Source organism: Streptomyces sp. WMMC500, assembly GCF_027497195.1.
GTDB lineage: Bacteria > Actinomycetota > Actinomycetes > Streptomycetales > Streptomycetaceae > Streptomyces.
Genome location: NZ_CP114905.1, coordinates 2,352,328 through 2,373,854 on the forward strand (window position 1 = coordinate 2,352,328; position 21,527 = coordinate 2,373,854).

At 74.5% G+C, this 21,527-nt stretch carries 16 protein-coding genes; 5 read left to right on the forward strand and 11 right to left on the reverse strand.

Features of this window, described 5'->3' with window-relative positions; translation table 11 throughout:
- Positions 1 to 37: 37 nt before the first annotated feature.
- Positions 38 to 1,099, forward strand: coding sequence for an adenosine deaminase (locus O7599_RS09515; RefSeq protein WP_281621697.1), 1,062 nt, complete (start codon positions 38 to 40; stop codon positions 1,097 to 1,099).
- The gene (locus O7599_RS09520; protein ID WP_281621698.1) at positions 1,096 to 1,788 is read left to right on the forward strand and encodes a glycerophosphodiester phosphodiesterase; all 693 of its coding nucleotides are present in this window, start codon (positions 1,096 to 1,098) and stop codon (positions 1,786 to 1,788) included. The genes O7599_RS09515 and O7599_RS09520 overlap by 4 nt, the downstream gene beginning before the upstream one ends.
- Positions 1,789 to 1,894: 106 nt before the next feature.
- Here the strand turns inward: O7599_RS09520 and O7599_RS09525 are convergent, their stop codons facing one another.
- Together O7599_RS09525 and O7599_RS09530 are read right to left on the reverse strand one after the other, a co-directional pair.
- Positions 1,895 to 3,547, reverse strand: a complete 1,653-nt coding sequence (locus O7599_RS09525; protein WP_281621699.1) for an MFS transporter — start codon at positions 3,545 to 3,547, stop codon at positions 1,895 to 1,897.
- A 36-nt stretch (positions 3,548 to 3,583) separates the two neighbouring features.
- The gene (locus O7599_RS09530; protein WP_281621700.1) at positions 3,584 to 4,177 is read right to left on the reverse strand and encodes an NAD(P)H-dependent oxidoreductase; all 594 of its coding nucleotides are present in this window, start codon (positions 4,175 to 4,177) and stop codon (positions 3,584 to 3,586) included.
- A gap of 149 nt (positions 4,178 to 4,326) precedes the next feature.
- Here O7599_RS09530 and O7599_RS09535 point away from each other — a divergent pair, with 149 nt between their 5' ends.
- Positions 4,327 to 7,839: a BTAD domain-containing putative transcriptional regulator gene (locus O7599_RS09535; protein ID WP_281621701.1), complete on the forward strand. Its 3,513-nt coding sequence runs from the start codon at positions 4,327 to 4,329 to the stop codon at positions 7,837 to 7,839.
- An 89-nt stretch (positions 7,840 to 7,928) separates the two neighbouring features.
- Here O7599_RS09535 and O7599_RS09540 read toward each other — a convergent pair whose 3' ends face one another.
- The 9 genes from O7599_RS09540 to O7599_RS09580 all read right to left on the reverse strand — a co-directional run bounded on the left by O7599_RS09540 (position 7,929) and on the right by O7599_RS09580 (position 19,261).
- Entirely contained in the window at positions 7,929 to 9,155 is a 1,227-nt protein-coding gene (locus O7599_RS09540; protein ID WP_281621702.1) for a saccharopine dehydrogenase C-terminal domain-containing protein, read from the reverse strand.
- Between the two features lie 26 nt (positions 9,156 to 9,181).
- The gene (locus O7599_RS09545; protein ID WP_281621703.1) at positions 9,182 to 10,648 is read right to left on the reverse strand and encodes an FAD-dependent oxidoreductase; all 1,467 of its coding nucleotides are present in this window, start codon (positions 10,646 to 10,648) and stop codon (positions 9,182 to 9,184) included.
- A complete protein-coding gene (locus tag O7599_RS09550) occupies positions 10,645 to 11,436 on the reverse strand; it encodes an ABC transporter permease (protein WP_281621704.1) in 792 nt (263 codons plus the stop codon). The genes O7599_RS09545 and O7599_RS09550 overlap by 4 nt, the downstream gene beginning before the upstream one ends.
- Positions 11,436 to 12,365, reverse strand: coding sequence for an ABC transporter permease (locus O7599_RS09555; protein ID WP_281621705.1), 930 nt, complete (start codon positions 12,363 to 12,365; stop codon positions 11,436 to 11,438). Before O7599_RS09555 ends, O7599_RS09550 begins: the two co-directional genes overlap by 1 nt.
- Positions 12,362 to 13,522, reverse strand: coding sequence for an ABC transporter ATP-binding protein (locus O7599_RS09560; protein ID WP_281621706.1), 1,161 nt, complete (start codon positions 13,520 to 13,522; stop codon positions 12,362 to 12,364). The genes O7599_RS09555 and O7599_RS09560 overlap by 4 nt, the downstream gene beginning before the upstream one ends.
- Positions 13,519 to 14,769 carry a spermidine/putrescine ABC transporter substrate-binding protein gene (locus tag O7599_RS09565; RefSeq protein WP_281621707.1) on the reverse strand — a complete coding sequence of 417 codons (1,251 nt, stop codon included), beginning with the start codon at positions 14,767 to 14,769 and terminating at the stop codon, positions 13,519 to 13,521. Before O7599_RS09565 ends, O7599_RS09560 begins: the two co-directional genes overlap by 4 nt.
- Before the next feature lie 110 nt (positions 14,770 to 14,879).
- The gene (locus O7599_RS09570; RefSeq protein WP_281621708.1) at positions 14,880 to 16,394 is read right to left on the reverse strand and encodes a gamma-aminobutyraldehyde dehydrogenase; all 1,515 of its coding nucleotides are present in this window, start codon (positions 16,392 to 16,394) and stop codon (positions 14,880 to 14,882) included.
- Positions 16,395 to 16,513: 119 nt separating this feature from the next.
- Complete coding sequence (locus O7599_RS09575) at positions 16,514 to 17,653, reverse strand: hypothetical protein (protein WP_281621709.1); 1,140 nt, start codon at positions 17,651 to 17,653, stop codon at positions 16,514 to 16,516.
- A gap of 177 nt (positions 17,654 to 17,830) precedes the next feature.
- The gene (locus O7599_RS09580) at positions 17,831 to 19,261 is read right to left on the reverse strand and encodes a gamma-aminobutyraldehyde dehydrogenase (protein ID WP_281621710.1); all 1,431 of its coding nucleotides are present in this window, start codon (positions 19,259 to 19,261) and stop codon (positions 17,831 to 17,833) included.
- A gap of 257 nt (positions 19,262 to 19,518) precedes the next feature.
- Here O7599_RS09580 and O7599_RS09585 point away from each other — a divergent pair, with 257 nt between their 5' ends.
- Both O7599_RS09585 and O7599_RS09590 read left to right on the forward strand, forming a co-directional pair.
- On the forward strand, positions 19,519 to 19,992 hold the full coding sequence (locus O7599_RS09585) for an Lrp/AsnC family transcriptional regulator (RefSeq protein WP_281621711.1): 474 nt from the start codon (positions 19,519 to 19,521) through the stop codon (positions 19,990 to 19,992).
- Positions 19,992 to 21,392 carry an aspartate aminotransferase family protein gene (locus O7599_RS09590; RefSeq protein WP_281621712.1) on the forward strand — a complete coding sequence of 467 codons (1,401 nt, stop codon included), beginning with the start codon at positions 19,992 to 19,994 and terminating at the stop codon, positions 21,390 to 21,392. The genes O7599_RS09585 and O7599_RS09590 overlap by 1 nt, the downstream gene beginning before the upstream one ends.
- Positions 21,393 to 21,527 lie beyond the last annotated feature (135 nt).

Here is a 21,527-nt window from a genome sequence, read left to right on the forward strand (position 1 = left end):
GGGCAGTGCCGTCAGTCCGTTGGCCTACGATATTGCGATGGCCGATCTCGACTCCTTCATCGCCGGTCTGCCGAAGGCAGAGCTCCACGTCCACCATGTCGGCTCCGCTTCCCCCCGCATCGTCGCCGAACTGGCAGCGCGGCACCCGGACTCCGCGGTGCCCGCCGACCCGGACGCGCTCGCCGACTTCTTCACCTTCCGCGACTTCGCCCACTTCATCGAGATCTACCTCTCCGTCGTCGACCTCGTCCGCGACCCCGAAGACGTCCGCCTGCTCACGTACGAGATCGCCCGCGACATGGCCCGGCAGCAGATCCGCTACGCGGAGCTGACCGTCACGCCGTACAGCTCCACGAGCCGCGGCATCCCCGACGGCCCCTTCCTCGACGCCCTCGAAGACGCCCGCCGCAGCGCCGAGGCCGAACTCGGCGTCATGCTGCGCTGGTGCTTCGACATCCCCGGCGAGGCGGGTCTCGCGGCGGCCGAGGAGACCGCGCGGATCGCCGTCGACGTCGGCTGTGAGGGCCTGGTGGCGTTCGGCCTCGGCGGCCCCGAGATAGGGGTGGCGCGCGGGCAGTTCAAGCCGTACTTCGACCGGGCCATCGCGGCCGGGCTGCGCAGCGTGCCGCACGCCGGCGAGACGACCGGGCCGCAGACGGTCTGGGACGCGGTCACGGACCTGCGCGCCGAGCGCATCGGGCACGGCACGAGCGCGGCCCAGGACCCGCGGCTGCTGGCGCACCTCGCGGAGGCGGGGATCCCGCTGGAGGTCTGCCCGACCTCCAACGTCGCCACGAAGGCGGTCCGTTCGCTCGACGAGCACCCGCTGCGGCAGATCACGGAAGCGGGCGTGCTGGTCGCGCTGGGCAGCGACGACCCGCCGATGTTCGGTACGGACCTCAACACGGAGTACGGGGTCGCCGCCCGCCTTCTCGACCTCGACGAGGCCGGGGTCGCGGCGCTGGCGAAGAACTCGGTGACGGCCTCGTTCATGGAGCCGGCCGCGAAGTCGGCGCTGACGGCGGAGATCGACGCGTACCTCGCCGCCTGGCCCGCGGGCGGCGCCCCCAGGGCCGCGACCCCGCCCCCCGCCTCGTGACGCGCACCGCCGCCGTTCTCGCCGTCGCCCACCGCGGCGATCCGTACGTCGTACGCGAGAACACCCTCGGCTCGCTGCGCTCGGCGGTGGCGGCGGGCGCCGACGCGGTCGAGTTCGACGTCCGGCTAACGAGGGACCGCATGCCGGTGCTGCTGCACGACCGCACGCTGCAGCGGCTGTGGGGACAGGAAGCGGTTCTGTCGTCGCTGACGTACGCCGAGGTCCAGGAGCGCTCCGAGGGCGGCATCCCGACGCTCCGCGAGGCGCTGAAGGTCATGGCGGAGAGCCCGGGCGTGCGCTCGTTCATCGACCTTCCGGACCCGGCCGCCGCCGAGCCCACCATCGCGGAGGTGCTGGACAGCGACGCGGCGGATCGCACGTACTACTGCGGCGGCACCGCCGCCCTGCTCACCATCCGCGCCGCGCACCCCCCCGCCGAGATAGCCCTCACCTGCTCCTCCCCCGTGCCGTTCCGCGCGGGCCTGCTGCGGCGGCTGCGCCCGCAGTGGCTCAACTACCGCTTCGGCCTCCTCGACGAGGCCACGGTCCGCGAGGACCACGAGGCGGGCTACCGGGTGTCGTGCTGGACGGTCGACTGGCCCCGCAACTGGCGCCGCCTGACGGCGCTGGGCGTGGACGCCATCACCAGCAACCGCATCCGGGGCCTGCGCCGCCACCTGGACTCCTGAGGGGGCCACCGCAACGGCGGGTGCCGCGTGGCGGGGGCTCGACTCCCCCGCCACGCGGCTTTCTCTCCCGCTCCGTACGCCGGCTGTCCGGGACGGCGTACGGGCCTCAGCGACCGGCGTCCGCCGGCACCGGGGTCTCGTCGCGCCCGGCGGGCGCCGGGTCGGCCGCGGGCTGCGGCTCGGTCCCGGACTCGGCCCCGGGCCCGGTCTCCGGCTCCGGCTCCGCCGCGCCCGCCGCCGGGACGCGGCGCAGCAGGGTCACCGACAGGACCGCCGCCGCGAGCGCCAGGCCCGCCGCCAGCGCCGCCGCCACGTTGAGGCCGCTCGCGAACGCCGCCTTCGCCGGCGCCAGCACCGCCTCGCCCAGCGCCGCCGGCAGGTTCTCGGCCGCGCTCAGCGCGCCCGGCAGGGTCTCGCGGGCGGCGGCGTCCGCGCCGTCCGGTACCCCGGCGGGAACCGCGTCCGCCATCTCGCCGCGGTAGACGGCGGTGCCGACGCTGCCCAGCAGGGCGATGCCGAGGGCCACGCCGAGGTCGCTCGCCGTGCTGTTGACCGCGGACGCGGCGCCCGCCTTCTCCGGCGGGGCGGAGCCGATGACGAGGTTGGTGGCCAGGGCCATCACCGGCGCGATGCCCGGGTAGAGCAGGTAGAACCCGGTGATCAGCATCGGCAGGCCGCCCACGCTGTCGACCTGGGTGAGGACCACGTAGCCCGCCGCCGACAGCACGCTGCCCGCCGCCACGACGTACCCCGGGCGGACCCGGCGGGCGATCACCGGCGACAGCATCGAGACGATCACCAGCATCACCGCCGCCGGCAGGATCCACAGCCCCGCCTCCAGCGGTGTCAGCCCCTCGACGAGCTGCAGGTACTGCGTGAAGAGCAGGTACACGCCGCCGAGGGCGACCGCGCTGAGGAGGAAGACGGCCAGCGCGCCGCTGAAGGTGCGGTCGCCGAAGAGCCGCATGTCGAGCAGGGGGTTGTCCAGCCGCAGTTGCCGCCGTACGAAGACGGTCGAGAGCAGGACGCCGAGCACGAGGGCGACGATCGCCTCGGCGTTCACGCCGTGCGCGGCCATCTCCTTCACCCCGTACACGACGGGCAGGACCGTGACCATCGACAGCGCCACGCTCGGCAGGTCGAGCCGCCCCGGCTGCGGCGCCCGGTACTCGGGCACCAGGAACGGCGCCGCGAGCAGCACCAGCGCCATCACCGGCGCGCCCGCGAGCAGGGCGGCGCCCCACCAGAAGTTCTCCAGCAGCAGCCCGCCGACGAGTGGGCCGACGGCCACGCCGACGGACACGGACGCCGCCCACAGGCCGATGGCGGTGGCGCGCTGCTTGGCGTCCTGGAACATGTTGCTGATGAGCGACAGCGTCGACGGCATCACCGCCGCCGCGCCCAGGCCCATCACCGCGCGCGCCCCGATCAGCGCCTCCGCGTTCGGCGCGAACGCGGCCGCCGCCGACGCCGCGCCGAACGCCACGGCGCCGAAGAGCAGGATGCGGCGGCGGCCGATGCGGTCGCCGAGGGTGCCCATGGCGACGAGCAGGCCGGCCATCATGAAGCCGTAGATGTCGTTGATCCACAGCAGTTGGCCGCTGCTGGGTTCGAGGTCGGCGGCGATGTCGGGGGTGGCGAGGAACAGCACGGTCATCGTGACGAACAGCAGGATCGTCGGCGCGAGCAGCACCGCGAGGCCGAGCCACTGCCTGGGGCCGGCGCGCAGCGCGGGGGCCTCCGGGGCGATTGCGGACATGGTTCTTCTCGTTTCGGGGTTCGGGGACGGTCGGGATCAGAAGGGGTACGGGGTGTGGGCGCGGACCGTGCGCAGGGCGCGGGCCCACCAGATGAGTTCGTCGAGCGCGTGGTCGGGGCAGTCGGTCTCGTGGACGGTCAGCGCGTGCGCCTCGGCGAGGTCGGCGCGCAGGGTGCGCAGGGCGCCTGCGCTCTGCTCTCCCGCGCGTACGTGCAGCGCCACCGGCCGCGCCTTGAACGCCTCGGCGCACCACACCAGCGCGCGCTGCAGCGGCCCGGCGGGGTGCGGCTGTCCGGCGGGGTGCGGCTGTCCGGCGGGGTGCGGCTGTCCGGCGGGGTGCGGCTGTCCGGCGGGGTGCAGGTGCGCGGCGGCCGGGGCGACGACGACGAACCCGTCGGCGGCGTCCAGCCACGGCCGCAGCTCCCGGACGGCGGGCGGCTCCGGCGCCTCGCCGGGCAGCACGCCGGGGCACGGCTCCGGCAGGCACGCCGCCGCGAGGTCGATGAGGTCGACCTCCAGCCGGGCCCGCCGCCCCGCGAGCCCGGCGAGCCGCCGGGCCTCGGCGCCGGCCGCCCGGCCGGGCACGAGACCGCCGAGGACCGTCAGGCGCAGCGTGACGTCCGTACTCATCCGGGGCCTCCTCCCGCTCGCGGTGACGACGGGAACCACGCTCCGGCAGAGCTCTCCAGGTCTCCTTCGGATCCGCTTCAGGTCCGCTGCGGGTACGGGCCGGACGAGCGCCGCCGGGCGGTGTCGGCGGGCTGGGTTACCGTGAACGCATGCGCTTCGGGGTGCTCGGTCCGCTGGCGGTGTGGACGGCCGGCGGCCAGGCGGTCCGCGTGCCGGAGGTGAAGGTCCGCAGCCTCCTGGCCGACCTGCTGATCCACGCCGGCCGTGCCGTGCCCGCCGACCGGCTCGTGGACGACCTGTGGGGTGACGCCCCGCCCGCCAACCCGGCCGGGGCCCTGCAGACCCGCGTCTCCCAACTGCGCCGCGCGCTGGAGGACGCCGAGCCCGGCGCCCGCGCGCTCGTCGTCTCCCGCCCGCCCGGCTACCTGCTGGACGTCGACCCCGAGGCCACCGACACCGGCCGGTTCACGGCCCTGACCGCCGCCGCCCGCCGCGCCGACGGCCCGCGGGCGCGCGCGGCGCTGCTCGCCGACGCGCTCGCGCTGTGGCGGGGCGAGGTGCTGGCGGACTTCGCGGACGAGGAGTTCGCGCGGGCGGAGATCGCCAGGCTCGACGAGCTGCGGCTGACGGCGCTCGAAGAGCAGGCGGAGGCCCGGCTCGACCTCGGCGAGCACGCGCTGCTGGCCGACGAGCTGGGTGACCTCGTCGGCCGCCACCCGCTGCGCGAGCGGCTGCGCGCCGCCCAGTTGCGCGCGCTGTACCGCGCGGGGCGGCAGAGCGAGGCGCTGGCGAGCTACGGCACGCTGCGCGTGCAGCTCGCGGAGGAGCTGGGCCTGGATCCCGGCCCCGAGTTGGTCGCGCTGCACCAGTCGATCCTGGAGCAGGACCCGGCGCTCGGCGCGCCGGAGCGGGAGCAGACGGCGGTCCGGGGCAACCTGCCGGCGCCGCACGGCGAGCTCATCGGCCGCGACGAGTCGGTGACGGCGGTGCGGGCGCTGCTGGCGACGGCCCGGCTGGTGACGCTGACCGGCCCGGGCGGGGTGGGCAAGACCCGGCTGGCGCTGGAGACGGCCCGGGGGCTGCCGGGGTCGTTCCCGGACGGGGTGTGGCTGGTGGAGCTGTCGGCGCTGGCGCCGCCGCGGCCCACGGCGGCGGCTCCCCCCGGGGACACGGCCGCCGCCCCGGACGCCGACGAGGCGGCGGAGGTCGTGGCCGCGGCGCTGGGCGTACGGGACGAGACCGCCGGCGGCGGCGTGCTGACCGGCGCCGGGGGCGCGGCCCCGGCGGAGCGGCTGGCCGACGCGCTGCGGACGAAGCGGACGCTGCTGGTGCTCGACAACTGCGAGCACGTCGTGGACGCCGTCGCGGCGCTCTGCGCCCGGCTCCTGGCCGCGGCGCCCGGCGTGCACGTCCTGGCCACGGGGCAGGAGCCGCTGGGCGTCGGCGGCGAACACCTGTGGCCGGTGGCCCCGTTGGACCTCCCGCCGCCGGAGGTGGCGACACGTCCGACGGCGCCGCCGACCGCACCCCGGACCGCGGCCCCCACGCCGGACCCGACCACCACCGCCGCCGCACACGGCACCGCGGACCGGGCCGCCTCCCCGGCGGGCGCGGACGGCGCCGCTCACCCGGCCGCCGACCCCGGCCTCGCCGCCCTCCGCGCCTCCGGCGCCGTACGCCTCTTCGCCGAGCGGGCGGCGGCCGTCGCCCCCGGCTTCGCCGTCGACGCGGCCAACGCCGCCGCCGTCGCGACCGTCTGCCGCCGGCTCGACGGCATCCCCCTCGCCCTGGAGCTGGCCGCCACCCGCGTACGGGCCCTCGGGGTGCACGAGCTGGCCGCCCGCCTCGACGACCGCTTCCGGCTGCTGTCCGCGGGCCCGCGCGACGCGCCCGCCCGGCAGCGCACCCTGCGCGCGATGCTCGACTGGAGCTGGGAGCTGCTGACCGGCCCCGAGCAGGCCGTGCTCCGTCGTCTCTCCCTGCACGCGGACGGCTGCACGGTGCATGCCGCCGAGGCGGTCTGCGCGGGCGACGGCATCGCCGAGGACGACGTGCTCGACCTCCTCGCCCGCCTCGTCGACCGCTCCCTGGTCATGACCGCCCCGGGCGACGGCGTGACCCCCGCGCGCTACCACCTGCTGGAGTCCGTCGCCGCCTACGGCCACGAACGGCTCTGCGAGGCCGGCGAGTTCACCTCCGTACGGCGCCGCCACACCGCGTACTACGCGGCCCTCGCCGCCGAGGCCGAGCCCCAGTTGCGCGGCCCGGCCCAGCGCCAGTGGCTGCTGCGCCTGGACGCCGAGTCCGCCAACATGCGCGCGGCGCTGGAGGACGCGGTGGCCACCGGCGCCGCGGCCACGGCGCTGGGCCTGGCCGGCGACCTGGCGTGGTACTGGGTGCTGCGCGGCCGGCTCGGCGAGGGCCGCCGCTTCCTCACCACGGCCCTGGCGACTCCCCCGGCACCCCCGGAACCGCGGACCCCCGGGACGGACCCCGCGCCGGAACCGGCCGCGGCGCCCGCCGAACCCGCCGCGGCCCGCCCCGACACCAGCGCCGACGCCCTCACCGCGGCGCGCACCGCCGCCCTCACCTGGCGCGCCGCCATGACCCTCCGCCTCGGCGAGACCCTCGCCCCCGACGCCCTGCCCGCCGTCCGCCCGCCGCCGCCCACCACCCTCCCCGAACTGGCCGCCGGCGCCCGCGCGGACGCCTTCCTCGGCCTCACCCGCCTCGGCCTCGGCCCGCTGCCCGGCGGCGACGACCCGCTGACCCGCGCCGAGGAGGTGTTCCGCGCGCTCGGCGACCAGTGGGGCACCGCCGCGGTGTCGAGCACGCTCGCCCGGCAGGCGGTGCTCCGCGGCGACCTGCCCGCCCTCGCGGAGTACGGCGAGCGCAGCATGGCGCTCTTCGCCGGGCTCGGCGACCGCTGGGGGCAGTTGCACGCGACGTACGCGCTCGGCACGCACGCGGAGATCACCGGCGACTACGCGCAGGCCGCCCGGCTGCACCGCGAGGGCCTGCGGATGGCCGAGGACCTGGGGCTCTGGTCGGAGGTGTCGGACAAGCTGTCCATGCTCGGCCGCGTCGCGCTGCTCACGGGCGAGGTCGCGCAGGCCGACGAACTCCACGGCCGCGCCGCCCGGCTGGCCGCCGAGCAGGGCTACGTGGTGGGCGAGGAGTTCGCGGGCCTCGGCCTGGCGATGGGCGCCCGCAGGCAGGGCCGGCTGGCGGAGGCGGAGGCGCATCTGCGCCGCTGGCTGGAGTGGGACCGCAAGATCGAGTCGGACGTGGGCACCGCGCTGATCCTCGCCGAGCTGGGCTTCGTCGCGGAGCTGGCCGGCGACCCGGAGCGGGCCCGCGCCCACCACCGCGAGGGCCTGGCCTTCGCCCGCCCCACCGGCGACCCCCGGGCCGTCGCCCTGGCCCTGGAGGGCCTGGCCGGCGCCGAGTCCCTGGCCGGCAACGCCACCGGCGCCGCCCGCCTCCTCGGCAGGGCCGCGGCCCTGCGCGCCTCCGCCGGCGCCCCCCTCCCCGAGGCCGAACGCACCGACGCCGACCGCATCACGGCCCGCCTGCGCGCGGAGTTGGGCCCGGAGGGCCTGGCAGCGGAGCTGGCGAAGGGCGAAGCGGCGGACGAGCAGGACCTGACCGGAGACGCCTGAGAGGCCGTACGCCGTAACCGTGCGGCGCGGCGCCGGCCGGGAGCCCGGGTCCGCGCCGGGCGCCCGGGCGATCGGCAGCCGTCCCCGGGTCAGCCTCCTTCGCGCACGGCCCACGGGGAGCCGTAGGCCGTCAGCAGGTCCAGGAACGGCCGCGGCGGCAGCGCTTCCGGGCCCAGGACGCCCGCCCCGCTCCACCGGTCGGTGGCCAGGAGTTCCAGGGCGATCACCGGGTTGAGGCCCGTCTGCCAGACGACCGCCTGGACGCCGTCGAGCGCCATCGTCTCCTCGTTGTCCGCCACGTGGTACAGGTACACCTCCCGCGGCAGGCCGTCCTTCGTCCCCCGTACCCACGTCCCCGCGCACGTCCTGCCGTGCATCCGGTCGCCGAGGGCCGCCGGGTCCGGGAGGCACGCGGCGACCACGTCCCGCGGCGAGACCCGCGCGCCGCCGGCCTCGACGGGCGCGGTGCGGTCCAGGCCCAGCTTGTGCAGGGTCTTCAGGACGTCGATGAACTCCTCGCCCAGCCCGTACTTGAAGGTGACCCGCCGGGCGTCGATCCAGCGCGGCACGAGAAGCACCTCCTCGTGCTCGACGTTGACGCACTCCACCGGCCCGATGCCGGCCGGGAAGTCGAAGACCTCCGGTTCGCTGAAGGGCTCGGTGGTGTGCCAGCCGCGGCCGGCCTCCCAGACCACCGGCGGGTTGAGGCACTCCTCGATCGTCGTCCAGATGGAGAACGAGGGCGCGAAGCCGTAGCCGTCCACGGTGAGGTTCGCGCCGTCGCGCACGCCGATCTCGTCGACGGCGTCGAAGAGTTCGTCGGCGGCGTAGCGGGCGAAGACGTCGGAGAGGCCGGGTTCGACGCCCATGCCGACCAGGGCCAGGCGGCCGGCGGCGGCCCAGCGGTCGGCGGCGGCGAACTGCTCGTCGCCGAGCTTGACGCCGCACTCCTCGTACGGGCGGACGGGGTGCGGGCGGGACAGGGACATCGCCATGTCGACATAGGTGGCGGCGGTCTCGTACGCGGTCTCGAAGAGGGGCATGACGAAGCGCGGGTCGGTGGCGTTGAGGAGCACGTCGCAGCGGTGGGTACGCAGCAGGGCGGCCACCGCCGTACGGTCCGCGGCGTCGACCCGGGCGGCGGTGAACCGGGCGCCGGACGGGCCGGGGTGGGCGGCCCGTACCCACGCCACCGCGGCTTCGGCGCGGGCGACGTCGTAGTCGGCGACGACCATCGACTCGAAGAAGTCGCGACGCGCCGCGATGCGGGTGACCGCCGTGCCGACGCCGCCCGCGCCCACCAGCAAGATGCGCATGTGCTCTCTCCGCCTCTCCGCCGCCGTCAACTGTCGAAGCCCATGCCCAGCCGGTCCAGCGCCCTGAGCCACAGGTTGCGCCGCCCGCCCGCCGCGTCCGCCCGCGCCAGCGACCACCGCGTCAGTCCGATGCCCGCCCACGCCAGCGGCTCCGGCGGGAACGGCAGCGGCTTGCCGCGCACCATCCGCAGCTCGGTGCGCTCCGTGCGCTCGCCCGCGAGCAGGTCGAGCATCACGTCGGCGCCGAAGCGGCTGGCGCCGACGCCGAGGCCGGTGTAGCCGGCGGCGTACGCGACGCGGCCGGCGTGGGCCGTGCCGAAGAAGGCGGCGAAGCGGGAGCAGGTGTCGATGGCGCCGCCCCAGCGATGGGTGAACCGGACGCCGGCGAGCTGCGGGAAGCAGCGGTGGAAGTGGCGGGCGAGCTTCAGGTGGGTCTCGGGGCGCTGGTCGTACTCGGCGCGCACCCTGCCGCCGAAGTGGTGCACGGCGTCGTAGCCGCCCCACAGGATGCGGTGGTCGGCGGTGATGCGGAAGTAGTGGAACCGGTTGGCGCTGTCGGCGAGCCCCTGGCGGTGCTGCCAGCGCACGGCGTCGCGCTGGGCGGCGGTCAGCGGCTCGGTCATGAGCGCGTAGTCGTAGACGGGGGTGAGGTAGGGGCGGACGCGGCGGACGAGGTTCGGGAAGGCGTTGGTGCCGAGCGCGACGTGCGGCGCGCGCACCCGCCCGTACGGGGTGCGCACCTCCATCGCACCGCCCTGCCCCCGCCCGCCCGGGACGCCGGCGGACCGGAACGCCCCGCGCCCGCCGCCGACCCGGCCGGCGGGGGCGAGGGAGAGGCCCGGGGTGTGTTCGTAGATCCGTACGCCCGCCTCCAGGCACGCCCGCCTGAGCCCCCAGGCCAGCCGCGCCGGATGGACCATGGCGACGCCGTCTCGGTCCCACAGCCCCCCGAGGAAGGTCGGCGAGTCGACCTCGGCGCGTACCGCGTCCCGGTCCATCAGCAGCAGCCCCGCGCCGAGCCCGCGGCGCGTCGCCTCCTCGGCGAACTCGCTCAGCTCGTCGAGCTGGTACGGCTCGGTGGCCACGGTGATCTCGCCGGTGCGCCGGAAGTCGCAGTCGATGCCGTAGCGGTCGACGGCGGCGCCGATCGCGTCGAGGTTCTCGGCGCCCAGCCGCTCCAGGGTGCCGACCTCTTCGGGCCAGCGCTCCAGCCCGTTGCCGAGGCCGTGGGTGAGCGACGCGGCGCAGAAGCCGCCGTTGCGGCCGGAGGCGGCCCAGCCGCACTCGGCGGCCTCGATGAGGACGACGTCGCGGCCGGGGCCGCGCTCCTTGGCGCGCAGCGCCGTCCACAGGCCGCTGTAGCCGCCGCCGACGACGAGCAGGTCGGCCTCCTCGGCGCCGGTGAGCGCGGGCAGCGCGGCGGGGCGGTCGGGGTCGTCGAGCCAGTACGGCCGCGGGGCGGCCGACGCCAGGGAGCGTGCGGGGTCCGTCATGCCCGTGCCCTCCGCCGCGCGCCGACGACCTGCCCGGCGACCACCAGTGCCAGCGCGGCCACGAACATCGCCGTGCCGACGACGTTCACCTGCACCGGGATCCCGCGCTGCGACGCGCCCCAGACGTACATCGGGAACGTGACCGTGGCGGGCCCGGCGTTGAACTGCGTGATGACGAAGTCGTCCAGCGAGATCGCGAAGCTGAGCATCGCCCCGGCGGCGATCCCCGGCGCCGCCAGCGGCAGCGTGATCCGCAGGAACGTCTGCAGCGGCCCCGCGTACAGGTCCCGGGCCGCCTCCTCCAGCTTCGGGTCCATGCTCGCCACCCGCGCCTTGACGGCGACGACGACGAAGCTGAGGCAGAACATGATGTGCGCGATGAGGATCGTGGTGACGCCGAACTCGACCCGCATGTTGAGGAACAGGGTGCCCAGCGAGGCGGCCATGACGACCTCGGGCATCGCCATGGGCAGGAAGATCAGCGAGTTGCCCGCGGCCCGGCCGCGGAAGCGGTGGCGGGCGAGCGCGAAGGCGGCGAGGGTGCCGATGACGGTGGCGGCGGCGGTCGCCGCCAGGGCGATCCGCAGGCTGAGGCCGACGGAGTCGCACATGCCGGCGACGCCGCAGGGGTCCCGCCAGGCCTCCGTGGAGAAGGACTGCCAGGTGTAGTTGTAGCGGCCCGCGGGGTCGTTGAAGGAGAAGACGAGCACGACGACGTTGGGCAGCAGCAGGTAGACCAGCGCGAGCGTGCCGGCGATGACGACGAGGTGGCGGCGGATCCAGCGCATCACACCAGCTCCTCGGTGCCGGCCCGGCGGATGTACACCGTCACCATGATCAGGATCGCCGCCATCAGCAGGAACGACATCGCCGCGGCGGTCGGGTAGTCGAGCACGTTGAGGAACTGCTTCTGGATGGCGTTGCCGGCCATCTGCTCCTTCGGCGAGCCGAGGAGCTGGGCGTTGATGTAGTCGCCGGAGGCGGGGATGAACGTCAGCAGCGTGCCCGCGACGACGCCGGGCATCGACAGCGGGAAGGTGACCCGGCGGAAGACGGTCGCCGGGGCGGCGTAGAGGTCCCGGGCGGCCTCGTGCAGGCCCGGGTCGATGCGCTCCAGCGAGGTGTACAGCGGCAGGATCATGAACGGCAGGAAGTTGTACGTCAGTCCGCACACGACCGCCAGCGGGGTGGCGAGCAGCCGGTCGTCCGTGGTCAGCCCCAGGGTCGCGGTGACGTCGAGGACGTGCAGGGTGTCCAGGGCGCCGACGAGCGGGCCGTTGTCGGACAGGATCGTCTTCCACGCCAGCGTGCGGATGAGGAAGCTGGTGAAGAACGGGGCGATGACGAGGACGAGGAGCACGCCCCGCCAGCGCCCGGCGCGGAAGGCGATCATGTACGCGAGCGGGTAGCCGATGGCGAGGCAGAGGACGGTGGCCGCGGCGGCGTAGCCGAAGGAGCGGGCGAAGTGCTCGGCGTACCGGTCGAGCGCGTCGGTGTAGTTGGCCCACCGCCAGGTGACCTCGAAGCCCTCCTCGAAGGAGCCGGACTGCACGGAGGTCGACGCCTGGTAGACCAGCGGCGCGGCGAAGAAGAGGAGGAGCCACAGCGCGGCGGGCAGCAGCAGCCAGTACGGGGTGAGCCGGCGCCGGGCGCGGCGCGGGGGCGGTGGCTCCGGCGGCCGGCCGGGCGCCTCCGGCGGCGCGGCGAGCGCGGTCACAGGGCCTCCTCGCCCGTACCCGCGTCGATATCCTGGTCGCCGTCGAGGGCGAAGGTGTGCGCCGGGTTCCAGTGCAGGACGACCTCCGCGCCCGGTACGAGCCGGGGGTCCCGCTCGACGTTCTGCACGAACACCGCCAGCTCGGGGCAGACGGGGCTGTCGACCACGTACTGGGTGGCGGCGCCCGTGAAGGAGGCGTCCACGACGGTGCCGGGTATCCGGTTGCGGCCGTCGGCGACGGCGCCGTCCGCGGCGGCGTCGCGGTGGGTGAGGGAGATCTTCTCCGGCCGCATCCCGGCGAGCACCCGCGTGCCCACGGCGGTGGAGCGGGCGCGGCAGCGGGCCGCGGGCAGCGCCAGCTTGACGTCGCCGGCGGCGGAGAGCAGCAGGTCCGCGCCGGCGGTGCCGGTTATCTCGGTGGCGATCAGGTTGGACTGGCCGAGGAAGTTGGCGACGAAGGAGCTGGCGGGCTCCTCGTACAGCTCGACGGGCGCGCCCCGTTGCTCGACCCGGCCGGCGTTCATCACGGCGATGGTGTCGGCCATGGTCATGGCCTCCTCCTGGTCGTGCGTGACGTGCACGAACGTGATGCCGACCTCCGTCTGGATGCGCTTGAGCTCCAACTGCATCTGCCGGCGCAGCTTGAGGTCGAGGGCGCCCAGCGGCTCGTCGAGGAGCAGCACCTCGGGCCGGTTGACGACCGCGCGGGCCAGCGCGACGCGCTGCTGCTGGCCGCCGGAGAGCTGGTGCGGCTTGCGGCGCGCGAGGTGGCCGAGCTCGACCAGCTCCAGGGTCTGCCGGACGTCCTTGGCGACGGAGCGGATGCCGCGGCGGCGCAGCCCGAAGGCGACGTTGTCGTGGACGTCGAGGTGGGGGAAGAGGGCGTAGCTCTGGAAGACGGTGTTGACCTTGCGCCGGTGCGGCGGCAGGGCGGTCACGTCGTCGCCGCCGAGGCGTACGGTGCCGGTGGTGGGCTGCTCCAGGCCGGCGATCATCCGCAGCGTGGTGGTCTTGCCGCAGCCCGACGCGCCGAGGAGGGCGAAGAACGAGCCCCGGGGGACGGTGAGATCGAGGGGGTGGACGGCGGTGACGTCACCGAACTTCTTGCTGATCCCGGTGAGCGTGACGCCCGCCCCCTCCTCCGCCACCGCGCTCACGCCCCGATCACCTGGGTCCACTTGTCCTGGTAGGCGGTCTCCTTGTCGTCGTTCATCGACATGAAGACCTGGCCTTTGTCGATCATCTGCCGGTCGGGGAAGATCAGCGGGTAGTCGGCGAGCGAGGCGTCGATCTTCTTCATCTCGGCGCGGGCGCCGACGACGGGGCAGATGTAGTTGACCCAGGCGGCCAGCTCGGCGGCGACGTCGGGCCGGTAGTAGTAGTCGATCAGCTTCTCGGCGTTGGTCTTGTGCCGGGCCCTGGCGGGGACGAGCAGGTCGTCGGTGGCGTAGAGATAGCCCTTGGCGGGGATCACGAACTCGATGTCGTCGGTGTCCAGTTGGAGCTGCACGATGTCCCCGGCCCAGGCCAGGCACGCGGCGATGTCGCCCTTGACGAGTTCCTCGGTGTAGTCGTTGCCGGTGAAGCGGCGCAGTTGGCCGTCGTCCACGGCCCGCTGGACGCGGGCGAGGGCGGCGTCGAAGTCGTCGTCGGTGAACTTCGTCGGCGACTTGCCCATGTCGATGAGCGTCATGCCGATGGTGTCCTGCATCTCGGTGAGCAGCGACACCTTGCCCTTGAGCGCCTCGTCCTCCAGCAACTGGGCGACGGAGGCGACCTCGCGGCCCCCGGTGGCCTTCTTGTTGTACGCCACGACCGTCGCCAGACCCGCCCAGGGCATCGTGAACTGCCGGCCCGGGTCGTGCGCGGCGTTGCGGAAGCGGGGTTCGAGGTTGACGTTGGCGTGCGGCAGGTTGCGCGGGTCCAGGCGCTGCGCCCAGCCGTGCCGGATGAGCCGGCCGGCCATGAAGTCCGAGAGACAGACGAGGTCGCGGCCGGTGTCCTGGCCGGCGGCAAGCTGCGGCTTGATGCGGCCGAAGAACTCGACGTTGTCGTTGACGTCCTCGGTGTACGTCACGCGGATGCCGCTGCGCTCCTCGAAGCGCTCCAGGGTGGGGCGGACGTTCTCGTTCTCGTCGTCGACGTCGATGTACAGCGGCCAGTTGGAGAAGGCGAGTTCCTTCTCCTTCGCCGAGTGGTCCTCGGCCGCGGCGGCTTCGCCGTCGTCGCCGCCGGTGTCGGCGGCCGGGATGCCGCAGGCGCCGAGCGCCGGCAGCGCGGCGGCCCCGGCCAGCGCGCCGCCCGCGGCGAGCAGCCGGCGCCGGGACATCGCGGCCCGGCCGCTGGTCAGGCTGCGTTCCCAGGCCCTCGCTACGGGTTCGGGGAGTTGGGCGAACGGATCCATGGGGGTCGGCCTTCCTCGGGGACGGGCCAGTGGGCTGCGGGGGCGCGTGGTGCGTCGTGCCTGTGGCCGCGCGAGCGGTGCGCGGCGGGCGTACGCGGGCGCCGGGGGGCTCAGGGCGTGAACACGGTGCGGTGCCACTCCTTGCGCGCGGTCCCGGTGATGTCCTGCATCACGTGCTTGATCCGGGTGTACTCCTCGAAGGAGTACACGGACATGTCCTTGCCGAAGCCGGAGGCCCCGTAACCGCCGTGCGGCATCTCGCTGATGATCGGGATGTGGTCGTTGAGCCACACGCAGCCGGCCCGGATCTCCCGGGCGGCGCGCGCGGTGCGGTAGACGTCGCGGCTCCACGCGGAGGCGGCGAGGCCGTAGGGGGTGTCGTTGGCGAGCGCGATGCCCTCGTCGTCGGCGTCGAAGGGCAGCACGGCGAGCACGGGACCGAAGACCTCGCTCTGCACGATCTCGCTGTCCTGCGCGGCGCCGGTGACGAGGGTCGGTTCGTAGTACGCGCCCTTCAGGTCCGGCGCCCGGCCGCCGGTGACGACGCGGGCGCCGGCGGCGCGGGCCCGGTCGACGAAGGCGCTGACGCGGTCGCGCTGGGCGTACGAGACGAGCGGGCCGAGGTCGGTCGCGGGGTCGAAGGGGTCGCCGAGGCGGACGCGGGCCATCAGCGCGGCGACGCCGTCGGTGAAGGCGTCGTACAGCGGGCGCTGGACGTACGCGCGGGTGGCGGCGGTGCAGTCCTGGCCGGTGTTGATGAGCGCGGCGGCGACGGCGCCGTGCACGGCGGCCTGAAGGTCGGCGTCGTCGAAGACGACGAACGGGGCCTTGCCGCCCAGTTCCAGATGGAGCCGTTTGACGCCGGCGCCGGCCGCGGCGGCGAGGGCGGCCACGCGGCGGCCGACGGCGGTGGAGCCGGTGAACGAGGTCATCGCCACGTCCGGGTGCGCGACGAGGTGTTCGCCGGCGTCGGGGCCCGTGCCGCTGACGACGTTGACGACGCCCGCGGGGATGCCCGCGTCGACGGCGGCCTGGGCGAACATCAGCGAGGTCAGCGGCGTCAGCTCGCTGGGCTTCAGGACGATGGCGTTGCCGGCGGCGACGGCAGGGAGCACCTTCCAGGCGGCCATCTGCAGCGGGTAGTTCCACGGGGCGATGGAGCCGACGACGCCGACGGGCTCGCGGCGGACCACCGAGGTGTGGTCGGCGCTGTACTCGGCGGCGGCCCTGCCCTCCGGCAGCCGGGCGGCGCCGGCGAAGAACGCGGCGTTGTCGACGGTCCCGGGGACGTCGAACTCCGTGCTGAGCCGGATCGGCTTGCCGCACTGCAGCGACTCGGCGTACGCGAACTCCTCCGCCTGCCGGGCCAGCAGCCCCGCGAGCCGGTGCAGCGCGTCGGAGCGCTCGCCGGGTGTCGCGGCGCCCCAGCCGGGCTGCGCCGCCACGGCCGCCGCGACGGCGGCGTCGACGTCGGCGGGGCCGGCCGCTTCGTACCGCAGGACCTCCGTGCCGGTGGCCGGGTCGGTGACGGACAGCGTGCGTCCTGACGTGCCGGGGACGAGGCGGCCGGCGACGAACTGCGCGCCGGGGGCGAAGCGTGCCGCCGCATCGAGGCGAGGGGCCATCGAACCACTCCGGATGTCGTTTCGGCAGGATGTTCCGGCAGAAGGTGATGGCCGATCATGACAGGAGACGCTATATCCGGCAAGGGATTCCGTCGTCTTCATTTGAGGAAGCGACGGAATCAGTCTTCTGTGGTGTCCTCGGGCGCCATCGTCCAGTCCAGACACCGGCGCTGGAAGACCGCCTCCTCCCCGAGCCGGACCAACTGCTCCATGCCGTACCCGCGCACCGGCCGCGCCATCCGGACCGGCCGGTCGGCCGCGCCGGCCGCCGCCCGGTCGCCGCTCCCCTCCCGTACGGCGAGGAGGCCCTGGCGCAGCAGCCCGCGGAAGACGGCGGGCAGCGCGTCCGCCGGCAGCCGCTCGTCGGCGCAGACTTCGGCCGCGTCCGGGAGGCGAAACGTTCCTGGAAACACACTGCAGCGGGCCCACAGCAACTGCTCCACGGGCGTGAGCAGGCGGTGCGTCCAGCGCAGCGAGGCCCGCAGCGAGCGCTGCCGGGCCGGCCAGCGGGGCTCCTCGACGGCCAGGTCGAGGCAGCCGGCGGGGCGGGAGATGCGTTCCAGCAGCCGGTCGGGGCAGTGCCGGGCGAGCTGGGAGGCGGCGATCCTGGCCGCGAGGGGCAGGCCCTCCAGGAGGGCGCAGGTGGCGTGCAGCGCCTCGCGGTCGGCGTCGCCGGCGAACGCGGTGCGCGGCGCCAGGCTCTCCAGCAGCGCCACGGAGTCCTCGGGCGCCAGCGGGTCCAGCCGCAGGGTCACCCCGCGCGGCCCCGGCCGCCGCCGCGCACCGGCGGCTCCGGGTCCGGGTCCGGGTCCGCCGCCGCGTCCGGACGCGGCCGGGGACGCCCCGCCGGCACCGCCGGCCCCGCCGGCACCGCCGGCACCCGCCCCCAGCGGCACCCGGCTCGTGGCCACCACCCGCAGCCCCGTCCGCTGCCGCAGCAGCGCGTCGAGCCCGTCGACCACCGCCCCGGCGACGTGCTCACAGGTGTCCACGAGCAGCACCGCCGCCCGCCGCCCGCTGTCCGGCAGCCGCCGCGCGGCCTCCGCCAGCCGCCGGTGCACCGCCGCCGCCTCGCGCACCGGCGCCATGTCGACGCGCAGCACCTCCGGCGCGGAACGCCCGCGGCCGAGACGACCGATCGCCTCGGCCGCGAGCGCGCTCTTGCCCACCCCGCCGGGGCCGGTCACGGTCACCAGCCGCGTGTCACGTAAGAGTTCCCCGAGGCGTGCGGTGTCCGCCCGCCGCCCGATCAGCGTCATGTGGCCGTGCCCATCGTCCAGGCTGTGTCTTCGGCGTGTCTGCGTCCGCCGCGTCCGTGTGGAGACCAGCCTGCACGGCGCGACGGCCGCGGACATCGGTAGCCCGCGCGGATTCGGTATACGTATCCGCGCGGGCCGGTCCCGCGGCCTACCTAGGTAGTGCGCGGGGGCGGCGCTTCACAGTGCCGTCATCACGTGCTTGATCCGCGTGTAGTCGTCGAACCCGTACGACGAGAGGTCCTTGCCGTAGCCGGACTTCTTGAAGCCGCCGTGCGGCATCTCGGCGACCAGCGGGATGTGGGTGTTGATCCACACGCAGCCGAAGTCCAGCGCCTTCGACAGCCGCATCGCGCGGCCGTGGTCCTTGGTCCACACCGAGGAGGCCAGCGCGTACTGCACGCCGTTGGCGAACGCGACGGCCTGCTCCTCGTCGGTGAAGGACTGCACGGTGATGACCGGGCCGAAGACCTCGTTCTGGATGATCTCGTCGTCCTGGCCGAGCCCGGAGACGACGGTGGCGGCGTAGTAGTAGCCCTTGTCGCCGATCCGCCGGCCGCCGGCCTCGACGCGCGCGTGGGCGGGGAGCCGGTCGACGAAGCCGGCGACGCGCTCCAGTTGCGCGGCGTTGTTCAGCGGTCCGTAGAGCGCGTCCGCCTCGCCGGGGCCGGTCTTCGTCTCGGCGGCGGTCTTGGCGAGCGCGGCGACGAACTCGTCGTGGACGGACTCGTGGACGAGCACGCGGGTGGCGGCGGTGCAGTCCTGTCCGGCGTTGAAGTAGCCCGCCACGGCGATGTCCTCGACCGCCTTGGGGATGTCGGCGTCGTCGAAGACGATGACCGGCGCCTTGCCGCCCAGCTCCAGGTGCACCCGCTTGAGGTCCTTGGCCGCGCTGCCGGCGACCTCCGTGCCGGCCCGCACCGACCCGGTGATGGAGGCCATCGCGGGGGTCGGGTGCTCGACCATCAGCCGGCCGGTGTCGCGGTCGCCGCAGACGACGTTGAAGACGCCCTTGGGCAGGATGCCGCCCATGATCTCGGCGAGCAGCACGGTGGCGGCCGGGGTGGTGTCGGAGGGCTTGAGCACCACCGTGTTACCCGCGGCCAGCGCGGGGGCGAACTTCCAGATCGCCATCATCACGGGGTAGTTCCAGGGCGTGACCTGGGCGCAGACGCCGATCGGCTCGCGCCGTACGTACGAGGTGAGGCCGTCCATGTACTCGCCGGCGGACTTGCCCTCCAGCATGCGGGCCGCGCCGGCGAAGAACCGGATCTGGTCCAGCATCATCGGCAGCTCTTCCTCACGGGTGAGCTGCAGCGGCTTGCCGGTGTCCCTGCACTCGGTCTCCAGCAGCTCGTCCGCCCGGGCCTCCAGGGCGTCGGCGATCTTCAGCAGCGCCAGTTGCCTGGCCCCGGGGGTGGCGTCCCGCCAGCCGGGGAACGCGGCCGCCGCGGCCTGCACGGCGGCGTCCACGTCGGCGGCACCGGACAGGGGTGCGGTCGCGTAGACCTCCTCGGTGGCCGGGTCGATCACGTCCATGGTCCGGCCATCGGCGGCGTCCCGGAACTCCCCGTTGATGTAGTTGCGCAGACGGCGCGGTTCGCTGGTCACTGCGACCCTCCAGTAGTCGGTCCGCTGTATGCGCCCCACCCTAACGGCGGGAGATTTGCCCGTCACGGGGCGCCTGGACAGGAAGACTTCCGTCGCCGCCCGCGGCGTCGCCGGCGCGGCCGCTTCCCCGTCCTCGTACGAGATTGACAGCTCAAGCATCGCAGAACAAGCGAATCCCTCGCATGTGCGCGATTCGGCCACGGATTCAGTTTCCATGCCCCTTGCGGCGGGCTCGGGCGCTCGGGCAGAGTGACCATGTGGCCACACATGACAAGAAGCAGCCGGGCTCGGGACTGGACGAGGTCTCGCTGAAGATCGTCGAGCAGTTGCAGCAGGACGGCCGCCGCTCGTACGCCGCGATAGGCAAGGCCGTCGGCCTGTCCGAGGCGGCCGTGCGGCAGCGGGTGCAGAAGCTGCTGGAGCAGGGCGTCATGCAGATCGTCGCCGTCACCGACCCGCTGACGGTCGGCTTCATGCGGCAGGCGATGATCGGCGTCACGGTCGACGGCGACGTCGAGCCGGTCGCGGACGCGCTGGCGGACCTCGACGAGGTGGACTACGTGGTGGTGACCGCCGGCTCCTTCGACCTGCTCGCCGAGGTCGTCTGCCACGACGACGCCCACCTGCTGGAGCTGATCACCAAACGGATCCGGGCCCTGCCGGGCGTCCGCGCCACCGAGAGCTTCGTGTACCTGAAGCTGCGCAAGCAGACCTACTCGTGGGGAACCTGATGACCGTGAGCAAGGACAGCACCGCCGCATCCGCCGCCGCCCCGTCGCCCACCTCGAAGGCCGCGTACGACCACCTGTGGATGCACTTCACCCGCATGTCGTCGTACGAGAACGCCCCCGTCCCCACCATCGTGCGCGGCGAGGGCGCCTACATCTACGACGAGACGGGCAAGCGCTACCTCGACGGCCTCGCCGGCCTGTTCGTGGTGCAGGCCGGCCACGGCCGCACCGAGCTGGCCGAGGCCGCCGCCAAGCAGGCCGCGGAGCTGGCGTACTTCCCGATCTGGTCCTACGCCCACCCCAAGGCCGTCGAACTCGCCGAGCGGCTCGCGGCCGGCGCCCCCGGCGACCTGAACAAGGTGTTCTTCTCCACCGGCGGCGGCGAGGCGGTCGAGACGGCCTGGAAGCTGGCCAAGCAGTACTTCAAGCTCACCGGCCGGCCGGGCAAGCACAAGGTGATCTCCCGGGCCGTCGCCTACCACGGCACCCCGCAGGGCGCCCTGTCGATCACCGGCCTGCCGGCGCTCAGGGCCCCCTTCGAGCCGCTGGTCCCCGGCGCCCACAAGGTGGCGAACACCAACATCTACCGCGCGCCCGTTTATGGCGACGACCCGGAGGCGTTCGGCCGCTGGGCCGCCGACCAGATCGAGCAGCAGATCCTCTTCGAGGGCCCGGAGACGGTCGCCGCCGTGTTCCTGGAGCCGGTGCAGAACGCCGGCGGCTGCTTCCCGCCGCCGCCCGGGTACTTCGCGCGGGTGCGGGAGATCTGCGACACGTACGACGTGCTGCTCGTCTCCGACGAGGTCATCTGCGCCTTCGGCCGGCTGGGCCACATGTTCGGCTGCGAGAGGTTCGGCTACGTGCCCGACCTCATCACCTGCGCCAAGGGCATGACCTCCGGCTACTCGCCGCTCGCCGCCTGCCTGGTCTCCGACCGCGTCGCCGAGCCCTTCTACGCCGGCGGCAACACCTTCCCGCACGGCTACACCTTCGGCGGCCACCCCGTCTCCTGCGCGGTGGCGCTGGCAAACCTCGACATCTTCGAGCGCGAGGACCTCTACGGCCACGTACGCGCGCACGAGGAGGCGTTCCACGCCACCCTGCGCCGGCTGCTCGACCTGCCGATCGTCGGCGACGTGCGCGGCAGCGGCTACTTCTACGGCATCGAGCTGGTCAAGGACAAGGCCACCAAGGAGACCTTCACGGCCGAGGAGACCGAGCGGGTGCTCTACGGGTTCCTCTCCAGGGCGCTCTTCGACAACGGCCTGTACTGCCGCGCCGACGACCGCGGCGACCCGGTCGTGCAGCTCGCCCCGCCGCTCGTCGCCGACGAGGCGGTCTTCGACGAGGCGGAACAGATCCTGCGGGGCGTCCTCACGGAGGCCTGGGCGCAGCTCTGAGGCCGCCGCCGCCGTTCCGGTGGACGCCCCGGGCGGTCCGTCCGTACGAGCGGACCCCCCGGCGCGCCGCCCGCCGCCTCGCCTGCCCTCCCGCCGCCCCTTCCTAGGGTGCGAGTGACCGGATCCCCACCGTCC

Coding starts and splice junctions, on each gene's coding strand:
- O7599_RS09565 (WP_281621707.1), bottom strand. CDS start 14,769: ATGGATCCGTTCGCCCAACTCCCCGAACCCGTAGCGAGGGCCTGGGAA.
- O7599_RS09550 (WP_281621704.1), bottom strand. CDS start 11,436: ATGCGCTGGATCCGCCGCCACCTCGTCGTCATCGCCGGCACGCTCGCG.
- O7599_RS09525 (WP_281621699.1), bottom strand. CDS start 3,547: ATGTCCGCAATCGCCCCGGAGGCCCCCGCGCTGCGCGCCGGCCCCAGG.
- O7599_RS09545 (WP_281621703.1), bottom strand. CDS start 10,648: ATGACGGACCCCGCACGCTCCCTGGCGTCGGCCGCCCCGCGGCCGTAC.
- O7599_RS09570 (WP_281621708.1), bottom strand. CDS start 16,394: ATGGCCCCTCGCCTCGATGCGGCGGCACGCTTCGCCCCCGGCGCGCAG.
- O7599_RS09515 (WP_281621697.1), top strand. CDS start 38: ATGGCCGATCTCGACTCCTTCATCGCCGGTCTGCCGAAGGCAGAGCTC.
- O7599_RS09540 (WP_281621702.1), bottom strand. CDS start 9,155: ATGCGCATCTTGCTGGTGGGCGCGGGCGGCGTCGGCACGGCGGTCACC.
- O7599_RS09590 (WP_281621712.1), top strand. CDS start 19,992: ATGACCGTGAGCAAGGACAGCACCGCCGCATCCGCCGCCGCCCCGTCG.
- O7599_RS09530 (WP_281621700.1), bottom strand. CDS start 4,177: ATGAGTACGGACGTCACGCTGCGCCTGACGGTCCTCGGCGGTCTCGTG.
- O7599_RS09575 (WP_281621709.1), bottom strand. CDS start 17,653: ATGACGCTGATCGGGCGGCGGGCGGACACCGCACGCCTCGGGGAACTC.
- O7599_RS09535 (WP_281621701.1), top strand. CDS start 4,327: ATGCGCTTCGGGGTGCTCGGTCCGCTGGCGGTGTGGACGGCCGGCGGC.